A 16,849-nucleotide genomic window follows, 5' to 3' on the forward strand; every position below is an offset into this window, starting at 1 on the left:
TCTGAAAGAAAATTCCTAGGTAAAACGAGAAATCAAGCGCCATATCCTAGACAAGTTTCATAGCGTGTGACTATCATCACCTTGTATTAAAACGGGCTAAATAAACTCATCTAAACGCCACGAACATGCTGAATTTTGGCAGTATTACAGAGAGAACTCAAGCCTTCATTCATGAGCATCTTAGTACGCATACGTCACCCTACGGGAGGAGTGGTGAACTGGCTCTAAAGCATGAAGTGATGCTCAGTGAAAGCATGATTTACCGGTATATATGGCATGACAGACATAATGGCGGGGCGCGCTAAAAAGATCTTCCCCATCATGGCAGATCCTACAAAATTAAGATGAACGGCGACGATAAGGTTAAAGATAAAGAACCGTGTTCGCATTGAGAAATGACCTGATATTGCAAACGAGAAGACCAAATTTGGTCATTTCGAGATTGACACTGTCATTGGGACTAGGCACAAATCTTTTCGCTTATCCTTGTGGATAAACACAATCAACTCTTACTGCATCAGAAAGATGCTCAATAAGTAGGCAGATATAGTGGTAGAGATGTTTATTGATATTATCAATTACACCTTCTATGACTTAAAAACCCTCATGTTAGACAACGGTACATAGTTCGCCGATCATGAAGAGGTTGCTGAAATTACAGATGTTGATTTCTATTTTTCTAGACCTTATCGGTCAAGTGATAGGGGACTGAATTAGCATACCAATGGTTTACTAAGGCAAATTTTACCCAAGGGAACGGACTGCAACTAGGTTAGTAATAAGGAAATTACCAAGATAGAACACATCCTCCGTACACGTGGTAGATCGAGTTTTTGATATCTCTCTCCTAACGCTATTTTTTAGAGTATTTAATGGCGGCTTAAGATAGAACACTCGTACATTTCAGATGACGGAGGCTTGAACCTTAAAATCACTCGGTTTGTAAAATACGCGCTTAATACAGATCTGCGGTTAATGAGTAATAGTATATAAGTCGCTTTGGCATAAGAAGACAAAAAAAGATTGCAGACATGAACAAAGATAATGTACATTTCATCAAACTTCCAAAAAATCCCCTTGTTATTTATTAAGGTTGATGGTAGATTTGATAGCAGATTTATTCCGTATTCAGATTTAATCGCAAATCCAAATGTTGATATGAACCCTCTATTTAAGGGTCGTCTGTTCAATAAGTTGATTTCCGTATAGAAAATAAATTCTTTCATGGATTAAAAATCCGTGTTAAGACGTGTGCAGTAGTGGACAACTGCGTTGCCTGCCATACCAACGAACCATTTAACTTAATTCAATAGATAACCCTATTCAAGAGTATTGATCATGAAATTCGAAGCAGTAGTACGTACTGAACAGGGGAAAGGGGCGAGTCGCCGACTGCGACTCTATGACCGTTTTCCGGCCGTGATTTATGGTGGCGAAGCAGCCCCAGTTGCAATCGATCTTGATCACAATCTCGTGATCAGTCAAATAGATAAACCTAACTTCTACGGAGCAATTACTCTGGTAATAAACGATCAAGAAGTGAAAGTTAAACCTCAAGCTATTCAACGTCACGCATTCAAGCCAAAAGTGATGCACATGGATTTCATCCGTATTTAAATTATCGTTAAACTCCAAGAAAAATCGCCCAGATACAGTTGGTGATTTTTCTATTTATTTCAGCATTTCGGCATTATTTTCTGCAATATACAAATGTGTTGGTATTGCACCCCCAAAACTCGCCAACTATTTCCGACATAGGATTTTTATCATCCACGTTAGCCGTCGTTACTTTGATTGAGATAATGCCACAATGGTCATTGATAATTAAAGTATAATTTAAAACCGTAGAACCGCCCCATTATTTATTTTCCTCGCTTCGAGGTACCTTTAAAAACTTGATGTCTGAGAATGCGTAGGTTGTGACAAATCTGTAGCTTAGATGAATCAACGAAGGCAATCCCTGTTGGCCTTGCATAACAGTGAGTGAGCTAAGAGAAAAGCAGAACTAGGACACCTTGCATGAGCTTGAGCATCCTCGTGTAACTCATTAATTCAGGAAATTCGTTGGTGAGGTAGCAACAAAGAAAGTGGATGTAATAGGTTTTGAAATCTCGATACCCCGATTGATGGAAAGCTATAACTCTCGTCATCACTTCGCTAACTGAGAGGTAAGAAAGCTTGTTTCTTTGTTTAATACCGAAAGAAACTAGGGGTTTTTCCTAGGAAGGAAGGAAAATCTGGCAGAAGTCGACGAAAATGGCGTCTAAGTTATTCATACACAAGTCCTTATGTAGTCAATATTTTATTTTAAACGGTCAGATCGAGACTTGAGCATTTAGTTCATTTCTTATGCGCAGCTCAGGTTAATTACTACATTTAGTTAGCGATGTGTTTTATTTACGGCGCCAAATGGTACCTTGTGTACCATCTTCAAGAATTATACCCATAGTAGTAAGTGCATTACGTGCTATGTCTGCAAGTACCCAGTCTTTACTTGCGCGTGCGTCGTTGCGGGATTTAATTAATGCTTTAATTTTAACCACGTCGGCATCCCTGCCTTGTGCGTTGCTTTGCAAAAAGGTTTCAGGGTCGTTGCACAACAGACCAAGCACATTTGCTAGCTTACGCATACGCGTAGCCAGTATTGATGCTGCATTTACATCATATACTTTCAAGCGGTTGATTTCTCTAGTCATTTCAAACAGAACTGAATACCCTTCAGGGGTGTTAAAATCATCGTTCATTGCGGTTTTAAAGCGCTCAACAAACCTATCACTGTTTTCCACTTCAACATAAAGATTCAAACCCCGCATTGACGTATACAAACGTTCCATTGACGCACGTGCTTGTCTAAGGTTGTCTTCGCTATAGTTCAGTTGGCTGCGATAGTGACTCGACATCAGGAAGTAACGTACCGTTTCTGCATCGTAGTCCGCCAACACATTACGAATCGTGATAAAGTTACCAAGTGATTTAGACATTTTATTACAGTCAACCATCATCATGCCGCTATGCATCCAACTGTTGACGTATGTCGTGTCGTAAGCGCAGCAAGATTGGGCAATTTCGTTTTCGTGGTGCGGGAACATCAGATCAGAACCGCCACCGTGAATATCAAAGTGGTTACCTAAAATCGCAGAATTCATCGTAGAACATTCAATGTGCCAACCAGGACGACCTAAACCCCATGGTGATTTCCATGTTGGTTCATCAGATTTTGACATTTTCCATAAAACAAAATCCAGATGGTTTTTCTTAGCTTTCCCATTATCCACATGTGTACCTGCCTTCAGTTTATCCAGATCTTGACGTGATAAGTTACCGTAATTATTAAATTTAGCGACTTCAAACAACACATCGCCGTTAGTGGAAACATACGCAAAACCACGTTCGATTAAACGTTCTATCAGCACAATAATTTCAGGAATGAATTGGGTTGCTCGTGGTTCAAAGTCAGGACGTTCCATGTTCAACGCATCAAAATCTACATGCATCTCTGTAATCAAACGTGCAGTCAACGATTCACAACTTTCACCATTTTCTGCTGCACGTTTGATGATTTTGTCGTCGATATCGGTGATGTTTCGTACAAAACTTAAATTATAACCCAAAAAACGCAGGTAACGTGATACCATGTCAAAAGACACGAAGGTACGACCGTGCCCTATATGACAAAAATCATAAATAGTCACTCCACACACATACATGCCAACTTTACTGGGTTCAATAGGTTTGAATTCTTCTTTTGTCTTTGTGAAGGAGTTGTAGATTTTTAACATGATAGTTGGCTCACCCATTACAATGATTAGCAAAACATATAGATATATATATTACACGCCTTCTGTGGAATTAAGGCAAGGTAATAGACAGTGAGAGGAGATGAAGTCACCATATAATGATGGGTGCGTACTCTATATTCTGTTTTTTCTTTGGCAATCAGCTGAATGTCACGATAGTTAAGATAGAATTAATCGTCTCAATCGAAATTATACTTTAAACATAGGTACAATACATGGTTATTTTTTGCACCAATTTTGGTGTTGTTAAAATCAAACTGAACACTGAGAAAGCACCAAAAACTTCGATAAACTTTCTACAGTACTGTCAAGACGGTTTTTACAACGGTACAATTTTCCACCGTGTTATAAATGGTTTCATGATCCAAGGAGGCAGTCTTACGTATCGTATGGAAGAAAAAGAACCACGTGCGAGTATCAAAAACGAAGCAAATAACGGTTTGAGCAACAAAACAGGTACGCTTGCGATGGCACGAACCCTAGATCCTCATTCTGCAAGTTCACAATTCTTTATCAACGTGAATGACAACACCTTCTTGGATTTTAAATCAGAGTCTATGGATGGTTGGGGTTACTGTGTATTCGCTGAAATAGCTGAAGGTATGGACATCGTTAACAATATTAAAAGCGTACAAACGGCTAAATGGGGTTATGTGCATCAACATGTCCCCGTCGAAAAAGTACTAATCGACAACGTTACCATCGAAGAATAATATAAGAATACCTGAATTCAGATCTGAAATACGATACTTTCCAATCAAGCTCCTCTACCCAAATAACTTGATGGTAAGGAATTTGAATCTTTCTCTTCGTAGAGTTGATACTGTGATCGTCGGTTATTTTCTTATAATTCTCTCCATTTTGACTATTGATGATTATATCATGGCCTCGACCCTCACTTAGATTCTCTAATAATTGCTCGATACGTAGATTGTAGTCACCTCTACCTCTGATACTGGTATTTACGCCAGCAACATCCGTGACTGTAACGTTGCGTTGCCAACTTTTCCCGTCAGGTAAAATTACAACCTATCGGAGAGCCCGACTAAAGTACACTCTCTGCATCCTATCTTGATATGGAGATATATATGACTCATAAACCATTAAATGATAAAAACTAGTTTTATATTGAACAACGATTGGCTGAGATTTATGCCTTTAGCCAGATTATCCGAACACTTGGCTGAACTCACTCAACTATCAGCTTAGAAATAAAGTATCATAGCCCAGACAATTTCCACGGGATGTACTGTCATCGTCTTACACTAAAACAGGCCAAAGAAACCCACCTCAACGCCATGCACAGATTAGCTTTTAGCAGATTTCAGAGGAAACTAAGACGTTTATTCATGAACGTTTCAGCACACATACGTCACCAGATGTGATTAACCTGAGCTTCACATTGTGCCACATTGTAATTATTTAGCTATAGACGACGTTTCCATTAAGGCATGGCTTTGTCTAAAGCATCACAGGCATCGTGGCCGTGGGTTTATATTCTCGGATACCGCGATTGAAATGGCACTGATGGTAAAAGGTATTTTCAAGCTCCTACTTCGTGGATTAGAAGGCTTTCTTAATTTAGTTTTTACGTTGATGAATGTCATGCCGAAATCCCCTACATACATTTGTATTAGTAAGCGTTTGAAGATCATATAAGTTAAGTACCGTTTGCCGAGTCTAGGACATATCGCACACATCATTATTGATGCCACAGGGCTAAAGATATACGGAGACGGCAAATAGAAAAATAGCAAATAAGGAAAGAAAAATCGACGATATAGGTGGAAACCACATCTAAATTATTAATGCCCAAGTTCTTATGTCTAGCTCAGGTTATTCAGGTGGAAATTCCCTTCTTTTAAGAAATAGGATAGTAAGAGTAATACGGACATGTTCCATCATCATTTTTATTACTGCAATAGCAGTGCACGATATTCTGCCACTGAGGTCAACATAAATGGTTACTGTAATGTGTACTCCCTAACTTGCCTTTGTATGGGACAGTCTTTACTGTGAGAAAAAAGGTATTCGCACAAAAGGAGAGTTTATATGACTATCGTATCAATGGCTACCAAAGTATCAGCAGAGCAACAGCGCAATGTGCTCGAAGTCCAGTTTGCAACGCTCTTAGAGCGCAGCAGTCTCAACCCTTATGTGGCTTACAAATCTAGGATTAAAGATCTCGAACGGTTCCAACGAGTATTAAAAACTAATTATCCATTTCTAGTTTCTGCTTTATCTGAGGACTACGGACATCGTAGCCGTACGGACTCTCTTATCACTGATATTCTTCCGTGTTTTCAGATGTTACGGTATACAAAACGCAAACTTAAACGCTGGATGAACCCATCAAAACGTTCTGAGGGATTATTGCTCATGCCTGCCAGAGTTCAAGTACATTACCAGCCCTTGGGGGTAGTGGGTATTGTGGTACCATGGAACTTTCCAGTAACGTTGAGCTTGATCCCACTTATAACCGCAATTGCAGCAGGTAACTGCGTAATGGTCAAGCTTAGCGAATCTACACCACACACCAATCAATCACTAAAAACACTACTTCAGGATGTCTTTCCTGCCGATCAAGTGTGCGTTGTTGATGGTGATATCACTATTGCAAGCGCCTTTTGTGAACTACCGTTTGATCATTTGTTCTTCACTGGTTCAACCGAGGTAGGTAAAAAAGTTATGAAATCAGCATCGACTAACCTAACACCTGTGACACTTGAATTGGGTGGTAAATCCCCAGTGATTGTTGCGCCTGATATTGATCCAGAACTTGCTGCAGAACGATTACTGTTTGGTAAAAATCTCAATACGGGTCAAATTTGTGTCGCCCCCGATCATGCGTTTGTACCTGAAGATAAGCTCAAAGCCTTTATAGGAGCGTTGCGATCACAATGGCAATCCATCTATCCCAAAGGTATTCAGAGTGACGATCGTACTTCCATCATCAACAATCACCAATATGAGCGCCTAGTATCTTTACTGGATGATGCGAATAAGAGTGGTGTAACTGTGATCAGCCTTGGTGAGCCTGCAACCGATATTGTAACTCGTAAAATGGCGCTACATCTGGTAATTAACCCCACCTTAGACAGCACCCTTATGAAAGAAGAAATTTTTGGCCCGATCTTACCCATCATCACCTACAAAGATGTGCATGATGTACTTCATATACTTCAAGGTCATCCTCGCCCATTAGCACTGTATTTGATGACCTTTGACAACTACTTCCAACAACATGTCATCCATCACACTCATTCAGGATCAATTGCTATCAATGACAGTCTAGTGCAGGTTGCAGTTGATGATGCACCATTTGGGGGTATAGGCGCGTCTGGTATGGGGAGTTATCATGGTATTGAAGGTTTCCACACCTTTAGCCATGCCAAAACTGTTTTCATCCGAGGAAAACTCAATCCTAGGAAATTATTCAACCCTCCGTATGGGAAGTGGTGGCAAAGTCTGATACTAGAATTGTTCCTGCGTTAAGGTGGAACCAGCCACAGTGGCTAACAAGGTAATAACGTCAAGTAGAAATGGGTCGTAGCCCATTGATACCAGCTTACCCCTGAATTCAGATAATCACTACTACAGTTATGGTCTCGTGAAAAAGATGAAGGTAATTAACCTGATCTACGCATAAAAAATGAACTAAATGCCCAAGTCGCGATCTGGTCGTTTAGAAAAACTATTTCCTGCATAAGGACTTGGGCATGAATAACTTAGACGCTGTTTTCGTCGATGTCGACGATTTCTTCCAAACTTTCCTCCTTGCATAGGGAAAAACCCCTCATTTTTCAGTTTCAAACAAAGAAAAAAACCTTTTATGCCTCTCAATTGGCGAAGTTATGACAAGAGTGATAATTTTTCATCAATCTGGGTATTGAGACTTCAAAACCTATTACATCCACTTTATTTTCCTCTACCTCACCAATAAATTTCCTGAATTAATCAACTACACGCGAATTCTCAAGCTCATGCAAGGTGCTCTGGTTCCACTTTGCTCTTACCTTACTTACCGTGAGGCAAGGCTAACAGGGATTGCCTTTGTTGATTCATCCAAGCTATAGGTTTATCAAAACCTACGCATTCTCAGACATCAGGTTTTTAAAGATACTTCGAAGCGAGGAAAAGGAACGATCGGGAGCTCTACGGCTTCAAATTACACCTTATTATCAATGATCCTTGTGGCATTATCTTAGTCAAAGTAACAACGGCTAACGTGGATGATAGAAATCCTGTATCAGAAATGGCTGATAAATTTTAGGGTGTTTATACGGAGATAAAGGTTATATCTCTGATCCATTGAAGCTAAAACTTGCAGACAAGGGAGTGATACTGATAACGGGTGTGAAAAAGAATACGAAACCCAAAGTGATGAAACTTTGGGACTGCCTAATGCTCCGAAAACGATTTATTATTTTAACTGTTTTTGACCAACTAAAAAACATATCCCAAATCAAGCATTTTCGGCACCGTAGTTGTACCAAATTTATGATCAACTTGTTGGTGGGTTTCATCGTGTATTCATTTCAATCAAAGAAGTAGCACTTCAAGATAACTCGGCTTGATAAGCAAGCTTTTATGTAGATCTAAGGTTAATTACAATGCTAAAGTTGATGAAGCGCTGGCAAATGTAAAAACGATAAACAAAGTTCTAAGACTCGGTATTCCTGTTCGCCAGTAGATAAATTAAGACTGTAAAAATATTAGGATCAGTCCATTATAGGTCTGATTTGATCAACAACGCCATTACAGTCTATTAATCATGTAGTACTGTTTGAATTTTTTCTGTTTTATGGGTCAATGTCTAACTTTAATACATTTGTATACATGGATACTATAGTGTTTCTGGAAAAAAAATATATATTAACAATCAACATGTGAAAGCGAGTTAACAGAAAAATAAGTCTTTTGAATAAAATGTTAGAGAGGTACTTACCTGAAGTAAGTACCGCTTGAAAGTAAGAAGATTGATTTTAAATTTTCAGCAAATATATATTTATAATTATTATGGCTAGAAGATTCATGTTAAATATCGATGAATGATTTCTTTTTTTAAATATAATTTAATTGGTGGGATTATATATGGATAAAATTATACCAATAGTAATAAATGGGCAGGTTGAACCATTTGATTCAGATAAAGAAACACACATTAGAGTTAATTTTGATGGAGGTAATTCTGTTTATTTACCAAGAATTACGTCTACTCATGTTGAAAAAATGATAACTTATGACAACACAAATAATATTAAGTTACATAATATTATCAATTTCCTATATACAGTAGGTCAACGTTGGAAAAATGAGGAATATTCAAGACGAAGGAATTACATTCGCGAGTTAAAGAATTACATGGGATATTCCGAGCAAATGGCAAAATTAGAGGCCAATTGGATATCAATGGTTCTTTGTTCGAAAAGTGGTTTATATCACACTGTGCAAAATGAACTTGGTTCACGTCACATGCTTGATGAATGGATTCCGCAAGATGAATGTTATGTAAAAGCTTTTCCAAAAGGTAAATCGTTGCATTTACTGGCTGGAAATGTACCCCTTTCTGGGGTAAGTTCCATTGTGAGAGCAATCCTGACAAAAAATCAATGTATTATTAAAACATCTTCAGCAGATCCTTTTACTGCACATGCATTGGCAATGAGCTTTATTGAAGTTGATAAAAACCATCCTATTACCCGTTCTCTATCTGTGCTTTATTGGTCGCATGAGGAAGACACTAGTTTACCAGAGGTAATACTACAAAGCATGGATGTTGTCGTTGCTTGGGGTGGATCTTCGGCCATTGAATGGGCTGTCAAATATTCTCCACTAATGATTGATGTAATAAAATATGGTCCTAAAAAAAGCATTAGTATTATTGACGATCCAGAGGATCTCGTAACCGCAGCAACAGGTGTGGCGCACGATATCTGTTTTTATGATCAGCAAGCGTGTTTCTCAAGTCAAAATGTTTTCTATATGGGTGATTCTTATGAAGAATTCAAAGAAGAACTTCGTAATAGACTTGGTCTATATGCGCGAATTCTTCCGAAAGCTAGACAGAGTTTTGATGAACAGGCAGTATATTCCCTCACTGCTAAGGAATGTCAATTTGCGGGACTTAAGGTTGAAGTCGACCCTAAGCAGGATTGGATGATAGTTGAATCTTCCCCTGGAGTTGAACTAAACCAACCGCTTGGACGTTGTGTTTACCTGCATCATGCTACCCGTTTTGAAGATATATTACCTTTTGTAGTGAAATATCAAACACAAACTGTGTCAATGTACCCTTGGACATCCGTATTCAAATATCGAGATGCTTTAGCCATAAAAGGTGCTGAGCGTATTGTGGAATCTGGTATGAATAACATATTTAGAATGGGAGGTTCACATGATGCAATGCGTCCACTTCAAAGATTAGTAAGATATATCTCACAAGAAAGACCATTTGATTTCACGACAATAGATGTCGCGGTTGAAATAGAACAGACACGATTTTTAGAAGAGGATAAGTTCCTCATTTTTGTCCCGTAACAGGAGTGAGATAATATGGAAACAATAAATAAATGTTCAACAAATGATCATGTAATTAAGCTTGGAAACGGTAAATTTATCCGAGTTAGGGAAACGTTACCAAAAGAAGAGACATACGATAGGAACAATACAATTATTATTGCTTCTGGTTTCGCTCGTAGAATGGATCACTTTGCGGGACTTGCAGAGTATTTATCTAGTAATGGTTTCCATGTTATTCGCTACGATTCACTTTACCATGTAGGTTTAAGTAGCGGTTCTATTAATGAATTTACAATGTCTGCTGGAAAAGAAAGCCTGCTTTTTGTTATCAATTGGCTTAATTCCAGAAATATCACAAAGTTTGGTTTAATAGCTTCTAGCCTATCTGCACGCATTGCTTATGAAGTAGCTCAGGATATTAATCTGTCATTTCTAGTAACAGCTGTAGGTGTAGTAAATCTTCGTGATACTCTTGAGAGAGCATTTAAATATGATTACCTCCAACTTGGAATAAAAGATTTGCCAGATGAACTAAACTTCAAAGGTCATAAACTAGATGCTGAAATCTTTGTTACTGACTGTTTTAATAATAACTGGGAAACATTTGAATCAACGAAAGAGAAAACAAAAAACTTAGAGATTCCAATGATTTTATTCACTGCTAATAGAGATGACTGGGTGAAAGAAGATGAGGTCATTGAACTAGTAAATAATATCAAGTCAAATAAATCAATGATTTATTCTCTAATTGGCAGTTCTCACGATCTAAGTGAGAACCTTGTTGTTTTAAGAAACTTCTATCAATCGGTAACCAGAGCAGCTATTGCATTAGATAATGGTTCTACCGTTATTGATATTGAATTTATTGAACCACAATTTGAAAGATTAACGGCGGTAACAGTAAATGAACGTCGATTGAAAAATAAGATTGAGGGTGAGTCTATTAGTGTTGTCTAACTAATTACCTCTTGATTTGAGTAAAACACACCATTTACAAAAAAGAGGAAGATATTATGAAGTTCGGAAATATTTGTTTCTCATACCAACCCCCAGAAGAAACCCATACTGAGGTAATAGAGCGCTTTGTAAATTTAGGAATTCAATCAGAGAAATATGGATTTGATAATTACTGGATTCTTGAACACCACTTTACTGAGTTTGGCCTTACGGGAAACTTATTTGTTGCTGCAGCTAATATTCTAGGTCGCACTACGAAATTAGAAGTCGGTACTACGGCAGTAGTTATTCCTACAGCCCACCCTACTCGCCAATTAGAAGATGTATTATTGTTAGATCAAATGTCAAATGGCCGATTCATATTTGGAATCAACCGAGGGTTATACGATAAAGATTTCAGAGTATTTGGTGCTGACATGGATAGCAGTAGGGAAATAACACATTGTTTCTATAATCTATTTAATGAAAGTCAAAAAACTGGTCGTATGGTAGCTGATACAGCCTATATTAAGTTCCCAGAAGTTAATATTTATCCAGAAATTTTAACTAAAAGTGGAGTGCCCATATTAACCGTATCAGAATCATCTACAACTACTGAGTGGGCAGCAAGATACGGTATTCCAATGATCATTAGCTGGATTATTCCTACTACTGAGAAAAAAGCACAAATTGAACTTTATAATGAAATTGCTACTGAGTATGGTCATGATATATCGAAGATTGATCATCGATTAACTTACATAACATCTGTGGATGAAGATTCAACTAAAGCCAAAGAGCTTTGTCGTAAGTTCCTTGCCAACTGGTATGATTCTTATGTTCATGCGACGCGGATTTTTGATGATTGCAATCAAATCCGTGGTTATGACTATCATACATCTCAGTGGAGAGAGTTTGTCCTAAAAGGACATAAAGATACTAATCGCCGTGTTGACTACAGTTATGAAATTAACCCAGTAGGTACACCTGAAGAATGTATAGAAATAATACAGCGTGATATTGATGCTACTGGAATCACAAGTATTAATTGTGGATTTGAGGCAAATGGCACTGAAGAGGATATTCTTGCAACAATGGACTGCTTTATGAAAAAAGTAGCACCATTCCTGAAAGAACCTGAACGTATAGAAAATAGAGCAATTGCATGATTTTCTAATCATTAGTTAATAGTAGTTAGTGTGGACTTTCTAGCATTCTATTTATTGTTTTTTTAGAAATTTTTACCTTTAACTTCTTAGCGACCTCTATATCTATTTTTATTCAATAAATCTGAGGTCGTTATTATAAATAATGGGTAAATAATTTATTAAATCTTAATAAAGGTATATTAATATGAAATTCGGACTTTTCTTCATAAATTTTCAAACAGAACATTCTTCTTCAAAAAAAGTGCTTGGTAATATGATTAATACTACATTACTTGTAGATAATGATAATTATTATTTTGATACTGTCTATGTCAGTGAACATCACTTCTCTATGAATGGGATTGTAGGTGCTCCTATTACTGTTGCCAGTTACTTACTCGGATTAACAAAAAAGCTGAATATTGGTTCTTTAAATCAAGTTATTACAACCCACCATCCAGTTCGGGTCGCTGAAGAGACTAGCTTGATAGACCAAATGTCTAAAGGACGGTTCATTTTAGGTTTTAGCGATAGTGAAAGTGAATTCGAAATGAATTTTTTCAATCGAGACATAAAAAGTCAAAGGATGATATTTGAAGCATGTCACGACATTATCGATGATGCAATAAAAACAGGGTATTGTCATGCTGATAATGATTTCTATAATTTTCCTAAAATCTCAGTTAATCCTCATTGTTATACAAAATTTGGTCCTAAGCAGTACGTTATGGCAACAAGTGAAACTGTCGTTGAATGGGCAGCTAGGAAAGCATTACCATTAACATTTAAATGGGATGACAATCTCTACACTAAGGAGAACTATGCTTCCTTATACAATAAAACTGCAAATGAGAATAATATAGATGTTTCAAATGTAGATCATCAATTATGTATGATTGTTAATATAAATAATGATGGTGAGATAGCTAGAGAAGAAACTAAAAGGTATTTATCTAGTTATGTCTCAGAAACTTATCCAAATCACAATCAAGAGGATAAGATCAAAGAGATTATAGATGAAAATGCAATTGGTACGAATGACGACTATTATGATTCATCATTATTGGCTATTTCTAAAACGGGAGCCAAAAGAATCTTGTTATCATTTGAATCAATGCAAGATCATGACAATCGTTTGAAACTAATAGAATTTGTTAATTCTAAAATTGAGAGAAATCTACAGTAGTAGCTAACCCCTGTTACAATTGGAGAAGTTTAGAGAAAACTAAATTAATTGGGTTAGCATATATATGTGGTGGTTACAATATGACTTCATATCAAAGATTGCAGTGTTTATGACTGTGCCACTTTGTATAAACCACATATATTCATGGGGTATCACTGGCTGCGACTTTAATTACTTACGTTATGCATTTTCTAGCACGTTTAGAGAAATGTTTCCTTGAATAGTCCTATGGACTGAATTTGCATTGTTTATAATTACTTTAATATCGTACGGTAGTAATCTGGAGGATTTATGGTAACCAACACTAAACTAAATAAAACTGATATAATTTCCAGCTCTGAGATAGATGATCTTATCTTTACTAGCATACCAAGTAAATTGACGCTTGATGAGGAAAGGGAAATAAGAGATCGACTGATCCGGAGTTCTTTCAATTATCATTTTCATAATAATAAACATTATAGAAAGTACTGTAGTTCTCAAAACATAAGTGAAAATATAAAATCTATTGATGACATCCCAGTCTTTCCAACATCTGTTTTCAAGAACTTTAGACTTTTCACATCAGAAGAAAAATACATTGAAAATTGGTTTACTAGTAGTGGTACAAGTGGGACAAAAAGCTATATTGCACGAGATAGGTTGAGTATTGAACGATTACTCGGTTCTGTAAATTATGGTATGAAGTACGTTGGTTATTGGTTCGAGCATCAAATGGAACTTATTAATCTGGGTCCAGATCGGTCTAATGCTGGGGATGTCTGGTTTCAATACGTAATGAGCTTGGTTGAACTTCTATACCCAACAGTATTTACAGGCAATGATAATAAAATTGACTTTGAAGCTACAATCAGAAACCTTTATAGAATAAAAAGGTTAGGGAAAACTACGTGTCTAATCGGTCCTCCCTACTTTATATCTCTGCTTTGTAACTATATGAAGAAAAATGAAATTAATTACGATGGTGGAGATTCAATTTACATTATCACAGGAGGGGGTTGGAAAAAGAATGAAAAAGACTCATTGGAGAGAAGTGACTTTAATAACCTGCTTGTTGATACGTTTCAACTTAATTGTACTAGCCAAATACGTGATACTTTCAATCAAGTAGAGCTAAATACCTGCTTCTTTGAAGATGAGTATCAACGCAAGCATGTACCACCTTGGGTTTATGCGAGGGCTTTAGATCCAAGAACACTTCAACCAGTAGCTAATGGTCAAGAGGGATTGATGAGCTATATAGACGCGTCCTCAACTAGCTATCCAGCGTTTCTAATCACGGATGATATTGGTATTGTACGTGAAATCGATGACGACTATCCTGGGATAACAATAGAAATTGTACGGCGAGTTAATACACTCGGGCAAAAAGGATGCGCATTGAGTATGTCTCAATCATTAGCATTAGCATAAAGAATTAGGTCTACTGAGATGAAAAGAAGTTGTAAGATCGATGCAATCATTCCCCTTGCGAAAAGCGTCTTCAAAGTGAGACTGCAACCTGAGTTGACTGTGAACTTTAAAGCAGGACAGTATATTAAAGTTAAAATTGCGTCAAAGAACACACCCTTCTCAATTGCAAACACGCCTTTTGACCATGGAATGTTGGAATTACATATTGGTGGATCAATATTGGATGAAACAACGGCAGCTATATTGGAGGAATTTCGGCAGTATTTAAAACAGGATAAATGTATAGCAATTGAAGGACCATTTGGTGATGCATGGTTAAGGACAAGCAGTGATAAACCCATTTTATTGATAGCGGGTGGTACTGGAATGTCATATATATCTAGCATTTTGAAGAGCTGTATTATAAATGGGTTGACACAACCCATTTATATATACTGGGGTGTTAAAAATCATGGTCTATTATATGATCATGATGAGCTTATCGAATTAAGCTATAAGAATTCAAATATACAATACGTACCAGTTTTAGAATCATCACAACATACTAACTTATATCAAGTTGGAACAGTGTTAGATATCGTATTACGTGACTTTGTATGCTTATATAATTATGACATTTATATAAGTGGACCAGTATCCATGATGCATGTGGTGCGGGATGTGCTCTGTCAAAAGAGAATGGCACAGGAAAAACAGATGTACTCTGATGCTTTCGAGTATTTATAGCTATAGCTTATGTAATAACACAAAGACGACCGTTCAATAATGTACATTATGCACAAAAATTAACGTACTTTATGAACGCAGTGGATCATCAGCTTGAATGGAAAGTGTCTAGATTCGCGGTCATCTCTTCATTGAACATAAAGTCATGTATTCAATAAGTAGGTTTTCGTACAATATGCCTGATTTTTTATTATAAACAGGACGTTGTTGATTAAATCAGGCCTATAACGTAGTAATCTTAGTCTTCTTTCACAGTCTTAATTTATCTGAGGGCGAACGGGCATACCGAATCTTATGCCTTGCTTCATTGCGTAACCCATTACGACGAAAAATACAGCAAGTCAGGGCTGACGGACCTTCTTATACAAAAGAAGGTCACCTCGTATTGAGAAACAAAAAATAACGCCCACTATTCCACCTCGAAGCAACACGGGGTACTGGGAGGAAGGGCATCCTAGAAATGAAGCTGTAAAGGCGTTGAAGGACAGGGGTTCTCACAAACATTCATTAAAAGAGACAGCAATATTTCGCTATAAACACTTGCTCAGCCCTAAACTCCCTCTTCAGAATTATAATTCTCAATTTAATCAACCTCAGCTCTGCATAAACGCTTGCTTATCAAGCCGAGTCATATTCATACTCGGCTTCTTTTATTGAAATGAATAGGCGATGAGCCTCGACAGCAAGTTGTCCATAAAGCTAATACAATTACGGTGCCGAGAATGCTCTATTTGGGATATGTTTTTTAGTTGGTCCAAAACGGTTTCGATAATAAATCGTTTCCGGAGCATTAAGCGGTTCTAAAGTTTCATCACCTTTGATTTCATATTCTTTTTCACACCAATTATCAGTGTCACCCATTATCTGAAACTTCCCGCTCCAATAAATCAGAGATATAACCTTTATCTCCGTATAAACACCCCCAAGGCTCATCAGCCCCGATAAAGGATTTTTATCAGCCACGTTAACCGTCGTCACTTTAACTGAGATAATGCCACCTTGGTCATTGATAATAAAGTGTAATTTGAAACCGTAGAACCACCCCATCGTTCCTTTTCCTCGCTTTGCGGTACCTTTAAAAACCTGATGTCTGAGAATGCGTAGGTTGTGACAAACCTGTA

Annotated in this window: 10 protein-coding genes and 5 pseudogenes; 12 read left to right on the forward strand and 3 right to left on the reverse strand. The window is 37.3% G+C overall.

All coding sequences use genetic code 11. The annotated features are described in order from the left end of the window. Window positions 1-1,338: 1,338 nt before the first annotated feature. Entirely contained in the window at window positions 1,339-1,617 is a 279-nt protein-coding gene (gene rplY / locus BTN49_RS07105) for a 50S ribosomal protein L25 (RefSeq protein WP_097356596.1), read from the forward strand. A gap of 109 nt (window positions 1,618-1,726) precedes the next feature. Here the strand turns inward: rplY and BTN49_RS22240 are convergent. Both BTN49_RS22240 and cysS read right to left on the reverse strand, forming a co-directional pair. Next, window positions 1,727-2,276, reverse strand: a pseudogene (locus BTN49_RS22240) (transposase); the annotation flags it as partial. Between the two features lie 117 nt (window positions 2,277-2,393). Continuing rightward, entirely contained in the window at window positions 2,394-3,779 is a 1,386-nt protein-coding gene (gene cysS / locus BTN49_RS07115) for a cysteine--tRNA ligase (RefSeq protein ID WP_097356613.1), read from the reverse strand. Window positions 3,780-4,012: 233 nt separating this feature from the next. On the opposite strand from cysS, the gene BTN49_RS07120 reads away from it, so the two are divergent. From BTN49_RS07120 to BTN49_RS17880, 11 genes and pseudogenes are all read left to right on the forward strand, one after another. Continuing rightward, window positions 4,013-4,510, forward strand: a complete 498-nt coding sequence (locus BTN49_RS07120; protein ID WP_097356597.1) for a peptidylprolyl isomerase — start codon at window positions 4,013-4,015, stop codon at window positions 4,508-4,510. Window positions 4,511-5,237: 727 nt separating this feature from the next. After that, window positions 5,238-5,540, forward strand: a pseudogene (locus BTN49_RS07125) (transposase); the annotation flags it as partial. 309 nt (window positions 5,541-5,849) lie between these two features. Beyond that, window positions 5,850-7,292 (forward strand): coniferyl aldehyde dehydrogenase, encoded by a 1,443-nt coding sequence (locus BTN49_RS07130; protein WP_097356599.1) that lies wholly within the window; start codon window positions 5,850-5,852, stop codon window positions 7,290-7,292. 224 nt (window positions 7,293-7,516) lie between these two features. Then, a pseudogene (locus tag BTN49_RS22245) lies at window positions 7,517-8,351 on the forward strand (IS982 family transposase). A gap of 540 nt (window positions 8,352-8,891) precedes the next feature. Further along, window positions 8,892-10,337, forward strand: coding sequence for a long-chain-fatty-acyl-CoA reductase LuxC (gene luxC / locus BTN49_RS07140; RefSeq protein WP_097356600.1), 1,446 nt, complete (start codon window positions 8,892-8,894; stop codon window positions 10,335-10,337). A 15-nt stretch (window positions 10,338-10,352) separates the two neighbouring features. Next, on the forward strand, window positions 10,353-11,276 hold the full coding sequence (gene luxD / locus BTN49_RS07145; protein ID WP_097356601.1) for a fatty acid reductase transferase subunit LuxD: 924 nt from the start codon (window positions 10,353-10,355) through the stop codon (window positions 11,274-11,276). 56 nt (window positions 11,277-11,332) lie between these two features. After that, window positions 11,333-12,424 (forward strand): luciferase subunit alpha, encoded by a 1,092-nt coding sequence (luxA, locus tag BTN49_RS07150; RefSeq protein WP_097356602.1) that lies wholly within the window; start codon window positions 11,333-11,335, stop codon window positions 12,422-12,424. 184 nt (window positions 12,425-12,608) lie between these two features. Then, complete coding sequence (gene luxB / locus BTN49_RS07155) at window positions 12,609-13,589, forward strand: luciferase subunit beta (protein ID WP_097356603.1); 981 nt, start codon at window positions 12,609-12,611, stop codon at window positions 13,587-13,589. Window positions 13,590-13,880: 291 nt separating this feature from the next. Continuing rightward, the gene (luxE, locus tag BTN49_RS07160; protein WP_097356604.1) at window positions 13,881-15,002 is read left to right on the forward strand and encodes a long-chain-fatty-acid--protein ligase LuxE; all 1,122 of its coding nucleotides are present in this window, start codon (window positions 13,881-13,883) and stop codon (window positions 15,000-15,002) included. A gap of 18 nt (window positions 15,003-15,020) precedes the next feature. Further along, window positions 15,021-15,728, forward strand: coding sequence for an NAD(P)H-flavin reductase (gene fre / locus BTN49_RS07165; protein ID WP_097356605.1), 708 nt, complete (start codon window positions 15,021-15,023; stop codon window positions 15,726-15,728). A 298-nt stretch (window positions 15,729-16,026) separates the two neighbouring features. Beyond that, a pseudogene (locus tag BTN49_RS17880) lies at window positions 16,027-16,319 on the forward strand (IS5/IS1182 family transposase); the annotation flags it as partial. A 59-nt stretch (window positions 16,320-16,378) separates the two neighbouring features. Here the strand turns inward: BTN49_RS17880 and BTN49_RS07175 are convergent. Then, window positions 16,379-16,849: pseudogene (locus BTN49_RS07175) on the reverse strand (IS982 family transposase); the annotation flags it as partial.

It is taken from the genome of Candidatus Enterovibrio escicola, assembly GCF_002464935.1.
GTDB lineage: Bacteria > Pseudomonadota > Gammaproteobacteria > Enterobacterales > Vibrionaceae > Enterovibrio > Enterovibrio escicola.